Here is a 20,991-nt window from a genome sequence, read left to right on the forward strand (position 1 = left end):
GGTTTAATATGCAAAGTGAAAAAATAAATAATAACTATGATTGGGATCTAGAATATTTACTAGACAATAAAACTCTAGAAGAATTATTTGATGAGTGAAAAAGAAAGAAAGAAAAAATTCTATTACTATATCCTGATTTTTATAAAACTGAATCAAATTTTATAAATTGAAAGAAAGAGAATCATGAGTTTGCAAACATTTCTAATAGGCTATTAAATTATATTGATAATAATTTAAATGAAGATGTTATTAATGAAAAATGAATATCGTGATCACAAAGAATGTCTTTTGAATCACAAGAACTATCAAATAAAATGTCAGATAGTACAAATATTATTTTAAAAAATAAAAAATTAATTTTAGAGTATTTAAAAAATCCAGAACTAAAAGAATATGTAAGAGACTATAATCTTTTGTTTAAATCTGCAAAACATATATTATCTGAAAAAGAAGAAAAGCTTTTATCTGTTTTATCAATGAATGATGAAGGATATGAAGAAATATTTTCTACATTAGTAGATGGAACTATTAAATTTGAAGATGTTTGTAACTCAAAAAACAAAATTATTAAAGTCAATAGTTTAGCTGATGTGACTTTACTACTGAAATCTAATGATAGAATTTTAAGAAAAAATGTTTGATATTCTTTTAATAATGCATATTTTAAATATAGAAATGTTCTTTCAAATTTGCTTTATTATAATTATTTAACTCTTAATAATAATTCTATTATTAGAAAATATAATGATTATATTGATGCTGTTTGTGATGATGATGAAATAGAAGAAAATTTAATTCTATCCATTTATAAAAATGTTGAAAGTTTTAAAAATTTATATAAAAAATTTTATGATCAAAGAAATCTTCTTTTAAAAAAAACATACAAATTAGATAAAGTAGAACCATGGGATAAAAGCTTAGATGTAACAAAAGTTTTTAAAAAATATTCTATTGAAGAATCAAAAGAAATAATTTTAAAATCATTATCATGTTTTGGAAATGAATATTTAGATGTTATTAAAAAAGCTTTTGATGAAAGATGAATCTCATGACTTCCAAAGGAAAATAAACATAGTGGTGCTTATTCAATTGGTGGTACAAGAGGACTTGAAAAGTATTATATATCAATGAATTTTGATAAAACACTTTCATCAGTTTACACATTAGCACATGAATTAGGTCATTCTATTCATTCATATTATTTTGGTAAATGTCAAAAAGTACATGCAGACTGTAGAATATTTTTTGCTGAAATAGCATCTATTACAAATGAAGTTATATTAAGTTTATATTTATTAGAAACAAAAACAAATAAAAAAGAAAAATTAAATATCTTGGATGAACTTATAACAGGATTTTTTAGTACTACTACAAGACAAATTATATTTAGTAATTTTGAATATGAAATTGTTCAAAAAATTAAAAATAAAGAACCAATTACATATGATGTTATTAAAGAACTTTATATTAATATGAATGTTAAATATACTTCATATAATAAGTCAAACTATAGTAATAAAAAGTATGAACAAAGTTTATCAACAATATTAAGAATATCTCATTTTTATGTTGGTAATTTTTATGTATATAAATATGCTGTTGGTCAAATTCCAGCTTTAATTGCAGGTTACAAAATATATAATGGAGATAAAGAATTTATAAAGAAATATTTTGATTTCTTAAAATCAGGTAGTTCTTTATCTCCGATTGACACTATCAAACTTCTTGGAATAGATTTATATAAAGAAGATTCTTTTAAAGAATGTTACAAAATTTTAGAAAAATTAATTCAAGAATACAACAAATTATTATAATTAATCATTGGTAATAATATGATTGATAAAAAAATTCCTAGTATAAAAGAATTAAAAAAATATAAATTAAAAGATCTTAAACAATTAAGTAAAGATATTAGAGAAATACTACAAGATTTGTCAAATAATAAATCAATTCATTTTTCTAGTAATTTGGGAATAGTAGAATTGTCTATTGCTTTACTATATGTTTTTGATTCACCTATAGATCAAATAATGTATGATACAGGTCATCAATCTTATGTGCATAAAATTCTTACAGATAGATATAATAGAATATCAACAATTAGAGATTTTAATGGTCTTTCTGGTTTTCAAGAACCAAGTGAATCACAACATGATTTTATATCAACAGGTCATTCTGGAAATATTTTATCAATTACACAAGGTTTAAATGAAACAAAAAATAATGATAGCTATTTTATACCTATAGTAGGTGATGCATCTATATCTAATGGTCTTTCATTTGAAGCTTTAAATAATATTTCTTTTAATTCAACTAAGATGTTAATTGTAATTAATGATAATGAAATGTCTATTTCTAAAAATGTTGGTACTTTACATAAAATGATGTCTAAAATAAAAACATCTAATATAAATTTTTTTGGGGGAAATTTATTTAGACAAATATTAGGTAAGAAAAATTGAACCAGAAAAATTTATTTTTTCTTTTCAAAGATTACAAGTTGATTTGAGCAATTGTTTACAAAAAATAATTTTTTTATATCAATGAATTATAAATACATAGGACCTGTTGATGGTCATAATATTAAAAAATTAATTTATTCATTAAAAAAAGCTAAATTTCATTGTGATAATAAACCTGTTATTTTACATGTAAGAACAAAAAAGGGTTATGGATGTAATTTAGCAGAATTAGATAAATTAGGCAAATATCATGCTTCAAGTATAAAAACATTATCAACTAATTCTAATTTATCTTTTGGAGATGTTGCTGCAAATTATTTATCTAATCTATTAAAAAGTGACAGTAATATATATGTTTTAAATCCTGCTATGACTTATTCAACAGGCTTTTTAGAATTTGCAAAAATTTATCCTAATAACTATGAAGATATTGGAATAGCTGAAGAACATTGTGTTTCAAAAGCTGTTGGAATATGCAAGAATAATAAAAAAGTATTTGTGATAATCTATTCTACTTTTTTACAAAGAACTTATGATCAATTGCATCATGATGTTTCAAGACTAGATTTACCAATAACTTTTTTGATTGATAGAGCAGATGTTGCTTATGGTGATGGAGATACTCATCATGGAATTTATGATTTATCTTTTTTAAAAACAATTCCCAATTCAATTATTACAGCTCCTAGAAATAAATATGAAATGGAAAAATTAATGGAGTTATCATATTTAAATAAAAAGCATCCTTTTTTTATTAGATATCCTAAAACTGATTGTATAAGTGATAATAAAAATGTTAGTTTTAATTTTGGTGATTGAATTTATCTTCAAAAGAAATCTAAATCAAAGAGTTTAATTATTTCATATGGTCCTATAATTAATGATTTATTAAATCATTTTTCAAATAAAAATATTGACATTATTAATTCTATTTTTTTAACAAAATATAATGAAAATAAAGTTGTTAGTATTTTAAAACAATATAAAACAATATATGTTGTTGAAAAGGTTTATTACCAAAACAATTTATTTACTGATTTGGTTTTAATTAAGAATAAATACAATATTTGTTCCACAATAAAGTCAATATGTATTAAGAACAATAAAATTGGACACGGTGATAAAGAAAGTATTGACAAAACAATAAATATGGATCTGAATTCAATTATTAAAGAAATTAAGTTTTAGGTTTTATATTATATATTAAGTTTGTTAAAATTAATATATTATGGATTATTCAAAAAAAATAGAAAACATTTCAAATAAACTAAAATTAAAAATCATTGATAGTCAAAGATTTTTAGTATATTTAAAAATATTTTCATTTGATAGAATTTTGAGTGAGTATTCAGAACCATTTTTTGATGATGAATCAAGCCAATTCTATGATTTTTGTGATTCTAACCAAATTATTAATCTAATTGAATTTGATAGAAATGTGGGAACACATATTATGAAAGGTGTTTTGTTTTTTGAAAATAAATTCAAAAATATATTAATAAATAATTGGGTTGAGTTTTACCAATTGTCAAATACAAAAATTTATAATTTTACAGATCAAGAATTAATGCATTTGATGCCAAATATTAAAAATTGTAATGATCTTAATTTTCAGAAATTTCGTTATTCATTATTTGAATATGCTTCTACATCAGAGTTTTTAATTTCATATTCTAGTTTAAGTGATATTCCTATAAGAGAACTTTCATATTCATGAGCTCTTGCTACAGCAATTAATTTTTATAGAACTCTTGATACTGAAATTCAAAAAAACATATTAAGGGAAATGAACATTCCAGATCAATTTACATCTATTTTTCATAAAATGATGAATGTTATTTTAAAAGTGAGAAATATGATAGCTCATAATAATGTTATCTATAATTTTAATTCAAGACACTATAGAGTTGAATTTAATAAAATATATTCTAGTGTGAGAAGAAGTGATTCTCAATTTGATAAATATATTTCAATTGATAAAGTTTGCTCTTTAATAGATTATGTAAATCAACTTTCAATTTGCATCGATGGTTTGAATTATGAATTGAGAAATTTATCTTTGAATAATTATTCAAAAGAATATGTAATTAAATTAATTTATGGATTATTTTAATTACATATTCTTTTTTTCACCAATTATTTCAAGTAAATGTTTTTCAAGATTTTTTGATCCACTAACAGTTGGGATAGGTTTTCTTCTATTCTTTAAAAGTTTTGGTCTTAAATCTTTGTATGATATTACTGATTTATTAATTAATAGAAATCTATATCTTGTACCTACTGTAAAAAACTTAAAAGGGTCAACTGGATAATCTGAAATCATTTTTAAAGGACAATCATAAAATGTGTTATCAACATTAACTACAATTTTATCTTCAAGCACTTGTGTTACTACACCTGTTACAATTTTTTCTTCTTTCATTATTTACTCCAATGGTAATGATTTTATTATATAATTTTAAGTATGAAACAAAAAATAAAAGATGATATCGTTAAAGAGATTGAAGAGGTAATTGAATCAATAAGATTTTATATTAATCAAGATGGTGGCGATTTAGAATTTATTGATTTTGATTTAGATACTGGAGTCGTTAGCGTTAGAGTATTAGGTGCATGTGTTGGATGTGCATTGATAGATTTAACATATAAAGATGGGGTTGAGACTATTCTTAAAGCTGAGGTTCCAGAGGTTAAAGAGGTAAAAATAATTGAAGAGGTAAAGTATGAGTATGAATACTAAGAAAAATGGAGATGCAAAAATTGTAAAAGATAATTCTAATAAATATACTAGTAGATATACAGAATTAACTGTAGATACTATTAGAGTATTAGGTGTTGAAATGATTTTAAATGCAAACAGTGGTCATCCTGGAATTGTTTTAGGTGCTGCACCAATTATGTATGCTTTATTTAGAAATCATTTTGTAAATACTGGTGATAATCCAAATTTTTTAAATCGTGATAGATTTGTTTTGAGTGCAGGTCATGGGAGTGCACTGTTGTATGCAACATTGCATCTTGCAGGTTATAACTCAATAACTTTAGATGATTTAAAAAACTTTAGACAAATAGGACAGAAAACAGCAGGACATCCTGAAAATATTTTAATTCCAGGTGTTGATTGTACAACAGGCCCTTTAGGTCAAGGTGTAGCATTAGCTGTTGGTATGGCAATTGCTGAAACAAAATTGAATAACTATTTTAAGAAAAGTAGATTAATTAATCATTATACTTATTGTTTATTTGGAGATGGATGTTTGCAAGAAGGTATTAGTTATGAAGCATTCTCAATTGCAGCTAAGTATAAATTAAATAAATTAATATTTTTATATGATTCTAATAACATTCAATTAGATGGGAAAGTTAGTGATTCAACAATTACTGATACAAAAAAATACTTTGAGTCATTAGGATTGAACTACATTAAGGTTGCTAATGGAAATGATGTTGCAAGTATTTCTGTTGCTATTGAAAATGCAAAAAAATCAACAGATAAACCAACTGTTATTGAAATTAAAACAACAATTGGTTATAAATCTATTTATGAAAATTCAAACAAAGCACATGGACAAGCATTAAATAGTGAGCAAATTCAACAATTAAAAGAAAAGTTATCATATCATAATGACCCTTTTGAAATTTCTAAAAATGCTTATGTTGATTTTGAACCATTTGTAAAAAGAGGTGCAAAAGCATTAGAATTATTTAATAAATCACTTGAAAAACTTCATGAAGATAAAGAAAAATATGATTTCTATAACAAATTAATTATTAAAGATTTTTATTTTGATAAAAAATGATTCAAAACATTAAGTTATGAAAAAGAATTATTAGCAACTAGAAATATTTCAGGAGATGTATTAAACATTATTGCTGATAATAATCCATTATTAACTATTGCATCAGCAGATATTGCAGGTTCTACAAAAATATGATCAAAAAATAGTAAATTATATGATTCTGAAAATAGATTAGGAATTAATATTAATGTTGGTGTTAGAGAGTTTGCAATGGCAGCTATAAATTCTGGTATTTGCTTGCACTCTGGATTAAAAGCTATTGGTAGTACCTTCTTATCATTTAGTGACTATAATAGAGCAGCTATTAGATTAGCAGCAATTTCTCATAGTCCATTAATTAGTGTGTTTAGTCATGATTCTATTACTGTTGGTGAAGATGGTCCTACTCATCAACCAATTGAACAAATATGAGCATTAAGATTAATTCCAAATCATATTTTAATTAGACCTTGTAATTTACAAGAAACAATTTCTGCATTTGATATTGCATTAAAATCAGAAACTACTCCAGTAACAATTGTTACTTCGCGTTTAGAATTTCTACAAGCTAAAGGTCATGATAGAACAACTAAAGGTGCATACCTATTATTGAATAATAAAGGTTATCAACTAACATTAGTTGCAAGTGGTAGTGAAGTTGGTGTAGCACTTGAAGTAGCAGGCATTTTAGATAGTGTTCATAAAATTAAAGTAAATGTTGTTTCTATGCCAAGTTATGAATTGTTTTCAAAACAATCACAAGTATACAAAGATTTAATATTAGGTGATAAAAAAGTAATTAGTATTGAGTATGGTGTAACAACACCTTGATATAAAATTGCTCATTATGCAATTGGAATAAACCGTTTTGGTTATTCTGGTAAATCACATGATGTAGTTAAAAAATTAAAATTATCTGCAGAGGATATTGTAAATAAAATTATTGATTACTTACAAAATTAATTTTAAACATATTTATTGTTTTTATACAAAGGCAATAAATATGTTTTTTATTTATATATTTTATTGAATTATCTTTTATAGATATAATCTATATATAGAAGTTATTTGGATAAATATGGATTACAAAGAAAAAATTAATAAACTTGCTGACTTTATAGACTCATCAAAAAAAATTGTTTTTTTTACAGGAGCTGATGTTTCTACTGAAAGTGGAATACCTGATTTTAGAAGCAGCAATGGCATATATAGTAAAAAATTTAAAGGATTAAGTTCAAGTGAAATTGTATCCCATGATTTCTTATTTTCCTACCCTGAATTATTTTATGAATTTTATTTTAAATATTTAGTTTATAAAGATGCAAAGCCAAATTATGCACATGTTTTCTTTAATGAACTTGTAGGTAAAAAAATTTTTATCATTACACAAAACATTGATAATTTACATCAATTAGGTGGTTCAAAGAGAGTTTTAGAGTTGCATGGATCTGTTGAAAACAATTATTGTATTTATTGTAATAAATATTATAGTTTAAATGAGATTTTAGAATTTCAAGAAAAAGTACCAACATGCAAAAAATGCAATGGTATGATTAGACCTGATGTAACTTTGTTTGGAGAACAATTAAATCAAGAAGTAGTTTCTAATGCTATTGAAGCATTAGAACAAGCTGATATGCTTATAGTTGCTGGAACATCATTAGAAGTATATCCTGCTGCAATGTATGTTCATTATTATAAAAAAGATAAATTTGTTTTAATAAATAAAGATTCTACAAAATTTGATAAATTTGCAAATATTGTTTTTAATTGTTCTGTAGTAGATGTTTTTAAAGATGTTAAAGCTAAATTACAAGAAAAAGATAAATATGAGAAAAACTAAATTATTACATAAAACAAAATTTTTATCTCTTTATGAAACAGAGAATGGTTTTTACTTTGCGCAAAGAAGAAATACAGATAGCGTTGCAGGATTATGTTTTAAAAAAGAAGATAATCAATACTATTTTCTTTTAAGATTTCAGCCATTACCTGAAATTAATTCTAAATTATCTTGAGATGAATTATATCCTTGTCCAATCACTGGTTCTTGTGAAGAAAATGAAACTCACTTTGAATCTATGGTGCGTGAGATTTATGAAGAAGGTGGCATAAAAGTTAATAAAAATAATTTAGTTGCATCAAGTTATTGTGTTGCTACAACACAAATGAATGAAACAGTTTATAATTATCTTTTTGATGTAACTAACCTATTACAAATAGATAGTGTAGGTGATGGGTCTATTTTTGAAAAAGTTAGTAAAAATTATTGAGTAGATCAAAAAGAACTTGAAGATATCTTATTTAATAAAAAAGAAAAAACTTATTTATCATCACTTAATGTTTGTTATCTATTATTTTTAAAATATTTAAGTAAAATTTAATATTTTATTTATAGTAATTTTAAAATTAAATTTTTCAATAATATATGGTAGAGACCATATATTATTTTTTGTTGTAAATATTTTTTAATAAAAATCTATGCTTAGATGATATTATTAGGGTATCTAGATTAATTTTTAAGTTGGATTAAATATGGATGATGGAGCTATATCTAATAAAGCAAAAAATAAAAATAGATTTTTAGTAGGTCTTGAAAAACATTATCATCAATTTATAAACAATATTAAGCAATTATATGGACATGATAGTGTTTATGAAGAATATGTAAAAGAAAATAGTCAATCAAAAGAAGTTAATAAAGATGCTGCAATATCTGTAAGAAATCTATTTTTTAAATACAATAAAAAACAGAATCATTTTACAATAAATGATTGTTCTTTTGATGTGTCAAAAGGATCTTTTCATGTCTTTGTTGGAGAGAATGGATCTGGTAAAACTACAATCATTAAAGCAATTTGTGGAGCAAATAAAAATTATATTGGTGATATATTTATTAATAATAAAAACTTTTTGATTGATAAAACAGCTAGATTACCAATTACTTATATTCAAACTAAACCAATTTTTCCTAATGAGTTTAATGTTTATGAATATCTATTGATGATGGGTTTACTTGTTAGGAATGATATCAATAATTTAAAAGAAGAAATTGATTTTAATATTAATAAATTTAAAATATCAGAAATTAAACATAGTAATCCAAATAAATTATCTAGTGGTCAACAACAGAAAGTATTATTGATTAAATCTATAATAGAGAAAGCATCAATTTATATTTTAGATGAACCAACAGCAAATTTAGACCCAATAACTAGAATTGATTTTTTTAGGACATTAAAAGAATTGGCACAAGAAAAAAATATTACTGTATTTATTTCCTCTCACTCATTAGATGAAATAAAAGAGTATGTAAATGAAGCAACATTCATAAAAGCAGGTAAAGTTCTATTTACTGGAAAAGTAAATGGAAAGAATTTGATTAATAAATATGAAGAAATGTTTTTTAACAAACAAACAGGAGCTGCTTAATTATGAATAAAAAGATATTTAATGTAACTTATAAGCAATTAAAGAAGAATTGATTATTATGATTTTTTACTTTGTTATTTATATTAACACCATTTATAGTATTTCCTATATTTGGTAATTTTGGATTGATAAATTCATATAGCTATATTTACTTTATTGTAATATTTAGTTTAGAGTTAATTATCTTATTTATTTTTAATCTAACCATTTTTGGTAAAAATCGACAAAATGGATTAGATATTGGTTTAGAATCAAAATCCTTTTCATTATTTAGAGTGTATTCATTAAGATTGTTTGTAATTTTAATTTACATATTAATTATTAACTTAATAAATTCTATTGCATCAGGAATTATGACAAGCATCTTTTTAAATAATGGTTTATTTTTCTTAATCTATTTTTTAGCAATATTTTTTGGATTAAGCTTAGTAAGTGTGTTTATAGGTTTTATATTATTTTTTATCTTTGCAAAAACACAATATATTACATCAATTATTAGTTCTTTAATTTTGCTTTTTTCAATATTATTTACATCTTTAATTTCACACACTATATTAATTAATACAAATAAAAATAATTATTTGAAATTTGATACATCAAGTGAAAATAGTGCTTCATTATTAACAACAATTAATAATGACTATTCAAATAAAAAGAATTATTTATTTATAAAAGAAAATATTGGAACTAATAAATTTGATTTACCAACACCAAATATTGGTATTAATTTTATGTTTGGTGAATGAATTATGCAACCAATGCAAGCACCATTTGTATGAGTTGATAATAGTTCTTTAGATAGCTATTATAATTTGAATAACAGTTTAGAGTCAAATTATAAATTCAGTATGACTTTAAATAAAGTTAGTAATAGATATAGTGTTAATTACGACAATATCTTTGAATCTGAAAATGTTTTTGTCTATGATCCATCTTTAGATAATCCTTTAAACTATTCTTCATTTGATGCACCTAAAGCAATAGCAAATGTAATTAACAATAAAATAATTTCAGTAAAAGAATTTGGATTATCAGATCCAACTAATATTACTGCATTAAAAGAAAAATTAGATTCATCAAATTCTTATGAAAGTCATTTTAACGAACAAGAAATTCTATTATTACGATTCTTATTTGGAATAAATCAAGATACAAGAATTCTTTATTATTTATATAAAGATTATGATTTTTATAAAAACTATATGATTTCTTTTGAAGAAACATTAAAGAATATTACATCAAAAGAGTTTTCTGATTTTTATGTTTCAATTTTAAATGACACTTTAATTTATAAAAGAATGTTTGAATACCAGAATGATATTATTACTAACACTGAACTTTTAGCTTTAACAAGTGGTAATGAAATATTGTCAGAATCATATAAACCAAAAAATAAAGATATTAATTTTTTTAAAAATAAATTTATTTCTTTTTTAAGCAATAATACAACAATTGGAATTCTTAAAAGTGATAGTAGTTATGCAACAATAAGTGTAGATTCTTTTAATCAACAATTAAATACCACTTCACCAATTCAAAATAAAGAGCAATGAGATACCTATGTAGATCAAAATTCTTTATCACTAAAAAATTTAATGGATGTATACAAAGTGGTATTTGCATTTACTGATAGCACTGGTCAACAAATACCTATTTATAGTTATAAATTTACCCCTAATATTATTGAGCTGAGAAATTTATATACGTATGCAATTGATATTAAAAAATCAACATGAATTCAATATGAATATTTATTTATAATAGCTTTAATTATCTCAATTCTCATAATGACAATATGTTTTTATGTTCAATATAGAAAATACTAATAAATATATAAAAAGGAATATTATGAAAAATAAAGTAAAAATAGCATTAATTTTATGTACATCATTATCAGTAGTTTCTGCTCCTATTTTAATGACATCATGTTCAACTACTATGAATAGTAGATATTATTTTAATGGGCAAAGTTTTAATTCAAGAGATGAACTTGATAATTATCTTGTTGAAAACACTAAAATAAATAATTATACAAAGTCATATGCTGATAGTTGATCACTAAATAATTATTCAGGTGGATCAACTACATATACAAACATAATTGATGCAAAAAAAGAGATAACAAAAAATATTACAAAAATAGATGCACAAATTCCAAAGAGTGTTTATGATAGATTAAGCAATAATTCATATTTTGGTTCATCAAATGAATTATTAGATAATGATTATGCTGAATTTGATACATCAAATAGTGAATTAGTACAAATCTATCAAGGTAATAATGATTCTTATTATTATGATGGAATGCATACAAAGTTTAGTGGTGAAGAGTTAGCTAAACTTTCTTATATGAAAGAAAATTTATTATATTATTTTGATGATACTTATTTTCCAGATAAGCAATCACTTAGATGATATTTAACAAATGATTACTTTTCAACTACTGGTAATTCTGGTGGTAAAGGTTTTATTAATGACAAAATAAATGCAGATAAATCTGTGAGAGCTGGAAATGGTAATTTATCAGTTGGTGTTCAATATCAAAGTGATGGAACTATAAAAAATAGTGATGCAATTAAATCTTTTATTAGATCTAACATTAATGAAGTTTATGAATATACAAAAAAAGATGGTACAAAACAATATTTTAATAAGAACGATTATAATTCTATTAGAAATAAATTATCAACAAGTGACATACCATACTATAAATATAATAAAAATAATGGTAGTTCATATATTGTTGATACAAGATTTGATGATCTAGCTGACTTTTTTGGGCCTTATTTTGTAAATGGAGCAGCTGATATTGAAGGAATTATTAATACAGATAATTGAACAAAAGATAAAAATTATAATTCTAAGAATGCTGCAAAATATTCTATTTATCAAGTTATAGCAGATGAATTTTCATTATTGTTTAATGACAATTCAATTACAGAAACAAGATTAGGCATTAAAACTAAAAATTGATTTAATATATTTGGTTTTGAAACTAAAATTCAACAATATGAAGACAAAATTAAAAATGAAAATAGTAATTTTTATAAATTTTTAACTGATCAATTAACTAATATTGCATTAGGAAAAAGATTTAATATATTTTTTAAAATACCAATTATGTATTCATTAGCAAAAGAATATGTTTTTAAAAATAATCTATCTTATAACCTTTTGAACTTTATTAGAGAATATTTTATATTCATTTGTGATAGATACACTGATGTTATTCATGCATTTTTTCCAGAAAATTTATTAAAAAGAAGATTAGGAAATCAAATTTATAGTGATAAATTTGATTTAAAAAACATTTATGGACTAGATAGTCCAACTTTTGATTATAGTGGTGATATGTATTACTTTATAGATGTATTAATTGAATATTATCCAAGTGTATTGACAGGAATGATAGCTTTTACAGCAGGGTATAATAATATAAATCATATAGCAGGATTGAGTACTTTTAAAAAAAATTCAATAAATGATTTTTTAACACTTTTAAAAAAGCATTTTCCTATGCTTTTAAAAGATTATAGTATTTTAAATTATGATGATTATATGTTGCTTTATAATAGAGCTTCATCAGATTCAATGGATAAACTTTTAACATATTATGATAAAAATCAAGATTTAAATAAAATATATTCAACACTTTTTACTGTATTAGTTAATAATACAAAATTTAAAAATGTAATGGATTATGCAATAAAAAACAAAGATGATAATCTTTTGAATATAGCTGCTAAATATTTTAATGGTTATTTGTATTGCACAATTGTTTCTGGAATTGAAGATAATGTTAGTTATTCATATATTTCAAATGCCAAACACTGGTTGATTAATTCTAGTGATTATGAAGAATTTATAAAAATATTTTTTGGTTTTCAAAATAAAATTTATTCAAATATTGATAAAATTGATACATATGAAAGTAGTGCAAAACAAATTATTCAAAGAGGTAATTCAATAATTAAAAATATTGATTCCTATTCAATAATTGAAAAATCATCAAACAATAATGAGGAAGGAAATAAAATAAGAACATTATTAAATGCTAATGTAAATTTATCAAGTAACAAAGAATATGTTCATTCTTTTTATAATTTAACAGACAAATTTACAAAAACTAATCAATTTCAAATTGATAAAGATAAATATGATTTTGCAAGACATGTTATAGAAGACATAATATTTCCATATTTTGACATTACACTTGCTATATTAGATCTTGCAACAAGTGGTATTGCTGGCCTCTTTTTTGATATTTTTAAATTTGCATATAATATGATTATGCCTGAATTTGTTAATGAATCATATACATTTTCTACAGACGATGGAAAACATGAATATGTGTGAAATGGTGGTCAAGCAAGAAAATGATTGTATGGATTTGTAAATGAAAATATTCAAGATATTTCAGCAATGAAATTAATTCAACCAGTAAAATATTCTGAACCAAGAAAAGATGATTATCTTTATTTTGGAAATAAAACATATGGAGCTGATGATATTAATCTTCTTGCAAATGATTATATTAATTCTTTGGTATATGAATCAAATAATAATGCTATAAAGAAAGTTTACACTTTTGACACTATAAAAATTGGAGATGAAAATAAAAATATTTTAAATACTATGTCTTTAGATAAAGAACAATTAGTTAATGAAATATACAATAGTGTTTTAGCAAAAGAAGAAAGATTTCTTTCAAATGTTGTATTCAACTATGAAGGTGGTTATTATGCAACAAATGATAAAACAGCAATTGAAATGGCAATAGAAGAAATAGATCAAAATATCGAACCAATTAAAGTATCTGTATTACCAAGTACAGATGCTAATGGATATGTTGACACAACTAAAGAAATTAAGTATCAATTACCTGGTAATAGTTTTGATGTAGAATCAAAAAAAATTCTTTCCCCACAAGAAAAAAATATAGTAGGAATAAATTTCCTTGAAACGCATGTAAAAAATTGAGGTGGAGATTATACTGAATTAGATCAACATAGACATGATTTTATAGATAGGGTTAAAGTAAAAAGTAAATTTGCTTTAAAATCATCTTTATTAAAAACTGATAATTATACTGATGTAGATTCTGATGTTATAAAAACATCAATATATGAAGCAAAATCATATAATGGCGATGTTAAATATTTCTTAACAGAACAGCAAGCTTATAATTGACTGTCTAATACAAATAAGTTTGCTGCTGCAATTGTTACAAAAAAAGAAACAGTGTATGAAATTTTTGATAACAAATTTTATTCTTATACAGAATATGAACAATGAGTAAACAATAATATTAAAGTAGGTGTATAGTTATGAAAAAAATAAATGTTATTAAATGATTTAGTGCAACATGTGCTTTAACATTATGTAGTGCTATTCCAGTTTCTTCTATTGCAACAAATTATTATAATGTATCTGTATCAAAGACAAGTTCATATTACATTAATTATCAAAACACAAAATATGATTCAATAGAATATGCTACAAAAAAAGAAATAAGCAATTTACTTAAAAGAGAAAAAGTTATTGGTTCACCAAAAATAAATGCTGGAAGTTATGCATTAAATTTAGATGAAGCAAGAGTATATGATTTAAATAAAATTAAAAAAGCATATAGAACAGTCTCTGGAAATCCAACTCCAGATTTTGAAGTTGCTAAAAAAAGTTATACAAATGCAATCAAAGAAATTAAATATTATGATTATAATGGAAAACTACATGAATCACGCGATAGTGCCAAAAAATCTATATTAAATTCTACATCATCTAGTGGTATGGGAATTGTTGAATTACAAAGTAACAATGATAAGTTTGAATTTAATCCATTAAATAAAACTGATAATTATAGACTATTAGAATATATATTAAATAATCTTGCAGGTAAAAATAAAGGCAAAATAATAAATGATTTTTCATATGATTATTTTTATAAAAAACCAAGTTCTAAAAGTGATTCAACAATTTATAATAAATCACTAGTTGATTCAACTAATGATAATTCTTCATTTATTAATAAGATAGTTAATGAATATAAGCAACATCTTTTAAATATTATAAGCATATTGCCTTTATTTACAATTGAACTTAAATTTGAATCTGGTATGGTTAATCATAATAAATATAGATTTGAATTAGAAAAAAATAAATATGATTATAGAAATAGAGTTGATTTTGAAAAATTTAAAGGATATTTTCCTGCATCAGGAGCGCCAGAAAAAGTTCTTGATGGAAATGGTAGAACTTTTGCTTTTTTAGGTGGTATTGATCAACAATCAATAGTTTCTGATAGCACAAGAAATGATATTTTTAACTTTGTAAGTAAAAATTCACGTCTTGCTAATGATATTTTTTCAAATAAATTAGTTACTAGTGGTGTTTCACTTGATATGCTACGTGTTAAACAAAATCCTTGAATGACATTTGTTTCAAATGGTGGTAAATGAAATTCATTAAGTAAAAAATTATATGACTGTTATTGAGATGTAGCAAAGAATCCTAAATATGGATGAGATGTTGCTGAAAATTTACATTTAAACTGATTTGGACATAAATTATCTGTTGTTTATACTGGTGATTGTGAAGGATTTTTAGGTGGTCTACAAATAGGAATAATGTCTGAACAAGGCGGAGATTATGTAGGGCATTATCATACACAAGTTAATTTTGAACACCAATTAAAAGTAGATAAAAAAACTTTATTATCTAATGATTTTAAAAAAATTAAAAATAATGTTATTAATGAATATGTAAATTACATTTCTCCTTCAAGTAAATTTCATGTTGATGATACATCACAAAAAGACATTATAAAATCATTCTTAAATGATTCAATAGATACTTTGATAAATGGAATTCCTAGTGCTATTGAAAGTAAAAATTATTGATTTTGGACTTGAAAAGGAGCTGAAAGTGATTATTATTCATTAATATTAAATAAAAAATTTAATGAAAAATTTTGACTTATGAGCAATAATGATTCTTATGATAGTGAACTTTTACCTTTAAGGAAATATATAAATAACAATTTAGTAAATATAATAAAAAAATATTTTCAAAATTATTACTACATTGATATTTCTAAAAAGGAAAATAGTGATAAAGTAAAACCCAAATTTTTAATAAATAATAATTCAAATACTATAAATAATCTTTATGTTTTAATTTTATATAAAAATCTACCCTTATATGAATTAGACATAAAAGAATTAATAAATAATATTAATACTTATAATTTAAAATCAAACACTTCAAAAATAGATTTAAACAATGTGTTAACTTCTTTAGAAAATGGTGTTTCTTTTCCAAACATTTTAAATAGTTTTTCTATTGAAAGTTATATGTTGTTAGATTCATTTAGAAATATTTCAAATCATAATATTACATCAATTAACAACAATAATTCTATAGAAATAAATAATCAACCAATATATGTTATAACAGATAATAAGATTACAAACATATCTAATACTAATAAACCTCTACTTAAATACACACCCCAAGATGACACAATTAAATATGACCTAGAAACATATTTCAATATCTACAATAGTGAACTTGAATTAAAAAATAATGCAAAAACAAATTTAATATCAAAACCAGAAGACATTATTCTTTTAAGAGATGATTTTAATCAATTAAAACAAATCACTTATAAAGAATATGTTTCTAGTGTTAATGATATCAATATGGGAGCAACTGAAGTAATTGTTTATGATAATAAACAAGATTTAGATAAAGCTAAAAAAGATAGAACAACACTAGAGCCATTAGAAATTCTTTATCTAAGAGATTTAGATGGAAATATTGTAAATAAAGATATTTTTAATCCTAATGGAACCATTAATATTAAAAATTATAGTATTTACAATCCTAGCGAATTAGTTTTATCTAATATTGCATATACATATGCAGTTAAAAGTGCATTAGATTTGGTTTTCTATGAAAATGAAAATACACCAATTAAAAACCAAATCTACAATCTATATAAATTAGAAATTAAAAATAATGCGTATTATTTTTATCAATATGATGATGCATTTGCATTTCTAGCAGATTACATCAAAAATAATTCAGAAATTATTAATTATTAAAAAAGGAATATATTATGAAATTATTAAATAAATTATTATTTAGCTTGCCTTTGTTATCAATTGCATTACCAACTGTTTTAACTTCATGTTCAAAAGAAGTTAGAGAACCAATCTATTTTATTAAACAAGATCCAGATGGTGGACACCATTACACTCTTTATTTTTATGAAACAAAAGCTCCAGATAGTCAAAATAATGGAGTTGTAAATGTTATTGTTGATATTACTGGAATTAGAGATTGTCATTCATTTTTTATAGATAATAAATATGAGCATAATGGTGCAACATATTTTGTTGAACATGTAATACTTGGAGCTGGTGTTAGAGAAGATAGAGATTTTAGTAGTTGAACAAACATGACTATATCTATGCCAAGATTTTATAATCCAAAAGTAAATTCAATTAATACTTTTGATGATCCAGGTATTAATCAAAAAGTAAGAACTATTTTATCATTTGGTACAATACCTTTTGCATATGATGTGAGTGTTAATAAGAGTTATAGATTTGATCAAATTTACTCAGGTAACGATCTTTTTTATGACATGATACCTTATTGAAAAGAAAAACTTCCTAAATTGTATTATAACAATCTTTATATTTATGATGGAACTTCTCCTTATTTTGTGGATTATTATGATAATAACAATTGGAATGACTTAAAAGATTTTTACTATCGTTTTTATATAGTCAGTGATTCAAATAATTTTTTACAATCTTTTTATGAGATGAATGCTCCAATTTGTCATGTTAATTATAGAGGAAAACCAGATGGAACAAATTATAATATAAATTATAAGGGTATATTTATAGAACATGAAGATAGTGAAACTGATGATTTAGAAATGTTTATGCCTCAACATGAAGTGCATAATTTTGAAATACCAAATCTTAATAATACAGATAAAGATAGTTTGGAGTATAATTTTAGGGAAAAATATATTACCTACATGAATGTCATCAGAAAAGGACAACATATTACTGATGAGACAAGTATTAACAAAAAATGCTTTAATAAATATATATAATAATATTAAAAAAATACCAAATAATTGACTATATTATTACTCTAATTGTTTTGATTATTTTGAAAACAATATTATTTCTTTGCAATTTCCAAATCTTGAATCAATTGAAGCAGATGCTTTGAAAGCAAGATGAGAAAATAATTTGTGATATACTAAAATAAAATTACCTGCAAAATTTAGAGAAGATCCAGCTGTTAAAAATAGAGATCCTAATTTAATTATTGATTATTATTAATAATATACACCTCTACTTAAATACACATCCCAAGATAACACAATTAAATATGACATTAAACATATTTCAATGTCTACAATAGTGAACTTGAATTAAAAAATAATGCAAAAACAAATTTAATATCAAAACCAGAAGACATTATTCTTTTAAGAGATGATTTTAATCAATTAAAACAAATCACTTACAAAGAATATGTGCTAGTGTAAATGATATTAACATGGGAGCAACTGAAGTAATTGTTTATGACAATAAACAAGATTTAGATAAAGCTAAAAAAGATAGAACAACACTAGAACCATTAGAAATTCTTTATCTAAGAGATTTAGATGGAAATATTGTAAATAAAGATATTTTTAATCCTAATGGAACCATTAATATTAAAAATTATAGTATTTACAATCCTAGTGAATTAGTTTTATCTAATATTGCATATACATATGCAGTTAAAAGTGCATTAGATTTGGTTTTCTATGAAAATGAAAATACACCAATTAAAAACCAAATCTACAATCTATATAAATTAGAAATTAAAAATAATGCGTATTATTTTTATCAATATGATGATGCATTTGCATTTCTAGCAGATTACATCAAAAATAATTCAGAAATTATTAATTATTAAAAAAAGGAATATATTATGAAATTATTAAATAAATTATTATTTAGTTTACCTTTATTATCAATTGCGTTACCAACTATTTTAACTTCATGTTCAAAAGAAGTTAGAGAACCAATCTATTTTATTAAACAAGATCCAGATGGTGGGCACCATTACACTCTTTATTTTTATGAAACAAAAGCTCCAGATAGTCAAAATAATGGAGTTGTAAATGTCATTGTTGATATTACTGGAATTGGAGATTGTCATTCATTTTTTATAGATAATAAATATGAGCATAATGGTGCAACATATTTTGTTGAACATGTAATACTTGGAGCTGGTGTTAGAGAAGATAGAGATTTTAGTAGTTGAACAAATATGACTATATCTATGCCAAGATTTTATAATCCAAAAGTAAATTCAATTAATACTTTTGATGATCCAAGTATTAATCAAAAAGTAAAAACTATTTTATCATTTGGTACAATACCTTTTGCATATGATGTGAGTGTTAATAAGAGTTATAGATTTGATCAAATTTACTCAGGTAACGATCTTTTTTATGACATGATACCTTATTGAAAAGAAAAACTTCCTAAATTGTATTATAACAATCTTTATATTTATGATGGAACTTCTCCTTATTTTGTGGATTATTATGATAATAACAATTGGAATGACTTAAAAGATTTTTACTATCGTTTTTATATAGTCAGTGATTCAAATAATTTTTTACAATCTTTTTATGAGATGAATGCTCCAATTTGTCATGTTAATTATAGAGGAAAACCAGATGGAACAAATTATAATATAAATTATAAGGGTATATTTATAGAACATGAAGATAGTGAAACTGATGATTTAGAAATGTTTATGCCTCAACATGAAGTGCATAATTTTGAAATACCAAATCTTAATAATACAGATAAAGATAGTTTGGAGTATAATTTTAGGGAAAAATATATTACCTACATGAATGTCATCAGAAAAGGACAACATATTACTGATGAGACAAGTATTAACAAAAAATGCTTTAATAAATATATATATAATAATATTAAAAAAATACCAAATAATTGACTATATTATTACTCTAATTGTTTTGATTATTTTGAAAACAATATTATTTCTTTGCAATTTCCAAATCTTGAATCAATTGAAGCAGATGCTTTGAAAGCAAGATGAGAAAATAATTTGTGATATACTAAAATAAAATTACCTGCAAAATTTAGAGAAGATCCAGCTGTTAAAAATAGAGATCCTAATTTAATTATTGATTATTATTAATAATATACACCTCTACTTAAATACACATCCCAAGATAACACAATTAAATATGACATTAAACA

The 20,991-nt window shown here is 23.1% G+C and carries 16 protein-coding genes; 15 read left to right on the forward strand and 1 reads right to left on the reverse strand.

Features of this window, described 5'->3' with window-relative positions:
- Positions 1 to 8: 8 nt before the first annotated feature.
- From pepF to ACLFO7_RS01655, 3 genes are read left to right on the forward strand one after another with little or no spacing between them, the layout of a single operon-like run.
- A complete protein-coding gene (gene pepF, locus ACLFO7_RS01645; RefSeq protein WP_412032615.1) occupies positions 9 to 1,814 on the forward strand; it encodes an oligoendopeptidase F in 1,806 nt (601 codons plus the stop codon).
- Positions 1,815 to 1,832: 18 nt separating this feature from the next.
- Entirely contained in the window at positions 1,833 to 3,650 is a 1,818-nt protein-coding gene (locus tag ACLFO7_RS01650) for a 1-deoxy-D-xylulose-5-phosphate synthase (protein ID WP_412032616.1), read from the forward strand.
- A gap of 40 nt (positions 3,651 to 3,690) precedes the next feature.
- A complete protein-coding gene (locus ACLFO7_RS01655; RefSeq protein WP_412032617.1) occupies positions 3,691 to 4,575 on the forward strand; it encodes an Abi family protein in 885 nt (294 codons plus the stop codon).
- Here ACLFO7_RS01655 and ACLFO7_RS01660 read toward each other — a convergent pair whose 3' ends face one another.
- Positions 4,576 to 4,884, reverse strand: coding sequence for a hypothetical protein (locus tag ACLFO7_RS01660; protein ID WP_412032618.1), 309 nt, complete (start codon positions 4,882 to 4,884; stop codon positions 4,576 to 4,578).
- A 42-nt stretch (positions 4,885 to 4,926) separates the two neighbouring features.
- Here ACLFO7_RS01660 and ACLFO7_RS01665 point away from each other — a divergent pair, with 42 nt between their 5' ends.
- From ACLFO7_RS01665 to ACLFO7_RS01720, 12 genes are all read left to right on the forward strand, one after another.
- Positions 4,927 to 5,202, forward strand: a complete 276-nt coding sequence (locus ACLFO7_RS01665) for a NifU family protein (protein ID WP_412032619.1) — start codon at positions 4,927 to 4,929, stop codon at positions 5,200 to 5,202.
- Entirely contained in the window at positions 5,186 to 7,204 is a 2,019-nt protein-coding gene (tkt, locus tag ACLFO7_RS01670) for a transketolase (RefSeq protein WP_412032620.1), read from the forward strand. Before ACLFO7_RS01665 ends, tkt begins: the two co-directional genes overlap by 17 nt.
- Positions 7,205 to 7,319: 115 nt before the next feature.
- The gene (locus tag ACLFO7_RS01675; RefSeq protein WP_412032621.1) at positions 7,320 to 8,084 is read left to right on the forward strand and encodes an NAD-dependent protein deacylase; all 765 of its coding nucleotides are present in this window, start codon (positions 7,320 to 7,322) and stop codon (positions 8,082 to 8,084) included.
- Positions 8,071 to 8,625 (forward strand): NUDIX domain-containing protein, encoded by a 555-nt coding sequence (locus tag ACLFO7_RS01680; RefSeq protein ID WP_412032622.1) that lies wholly within the window; start codon positions 8,071 to 8,073, stop codon positions 8,623 to 8,625. The genes ACLFO7_RS01675 and ACLFO7_RS01680 overlap by 14 nt, the downstream gene beginning before the upstream one ends.
- A gap of 151 nt (positions 8,626 to 8,776) precedes the next feature.
- Positions 8,777 to 9,673 (forward strand): ATP-binding cassette domain-containing protein, encoded by an 897-nt coding sequence (locus ACLFO7_RS01685; protein ID WP_412032623.1) that lies wholly within the window; start codon positions 8,777 to 8,779, stop codon positions 9,671 to 9,673.
- Positions 9,674 to 9,675: 2 nt separating this feature from the next.
- A complete protein-coding gene (locus tag ACLFO7_RS01690) occupies positions 9,676 to 11,499 on the forward strand; it encodes a hypothetical protein (RefSeq protein ID WP_412032624.1) in 1,824 nt (607 codons plus the stop codon).
- Positions 11,500 to 11,521: 22 nt separating this feature from the next.
- A complete protein-coding gene (locus ACLFO7_RS01695) occupies positions 11,522 to 14,998 on the forward strand; it encodes a hypothetical protein (protein WP_412032625.1) in 3,477 nt (1,158 codons plus the stop codon).
- 2 nt (positions 14,999 to 15,000) lie between these two features.
- Positions 15,001 to 17,778, forward strand: coding sequence for a hypothetical protein (locus tag ACLFO7_RS01700; protein WP_412032626.1), 2,778 nt, complete (start codon positions 15,001 to 15,003; stop codon positions 17,776 to 17,778).
- Between the two features lie 14 nt (positions 17,779 to 17,792).
- The gene (locus tag ACLFO7_RS01705; RefSeq protein ID WP_412032627.1) at positions 17,793 to 18,806 is read left to right on the forward strand and encodes a hypothetical protein; all 1,014 of its coding nucleotides are present in this window, start codon (positions 17,793 to 17,795) and stop codon (positions 18,804 to 18,806) included.
- Positions 18,763 to 19,041 (forward strand): hypothetical protein, encoded by a 279-nt coding sequence (locus tag ACLFO7_RS01710; RefSeq protein ID WP_412032628.1) that lies wholly within the window; start codon positions 18,763 to 18,765, stop codon positions 19,039 to 19,041. The genes ACLFO7_RS01705 and ACLFO7_RS01710 overlap by 44 nt, the downstream gene beginning before the upstream one ends.
- A 217-nt stretch (positions 19,042 to 19,258) precedes the next feature.
- Positions 19,259 to 19,663: a hypothetical protein gene (locus tag ACLFO7_RS01715; RefSeq protein WP_412032629.1), complete on the forward strand. Its 405-nt coding sequence runs from the start codon at positions 19,259 to 19,261 to the stop codon at positions 19,661 to 19,663.
- 15 nt (positions 19,664 to 19,678) lie between these two features.
- Positions 19,679 to 20,929, forward strand: a complete 1,251-nt coding sequence (locus ACLFO7_RS01720; protein ID WP_412032630.1) for a hypothetical protein — start codon at positions 19,679 to 19,681, stop codon at positions 20,927 to 20,929.
- The last annotated feature ends 62 nt before the right edge of the window (positions 20,930 to 20,991 follow it).

It is taken from the genome of Malacoplasma muris, from assembly GCF_046774425.1.
Taxonomy (GTDB): Bacteria; Bacillota_I; Bacilli_A; order Mycoplasmatales; family Mycoplasmoidaceae; genus Malacoplasma; species Malacoplasma muris.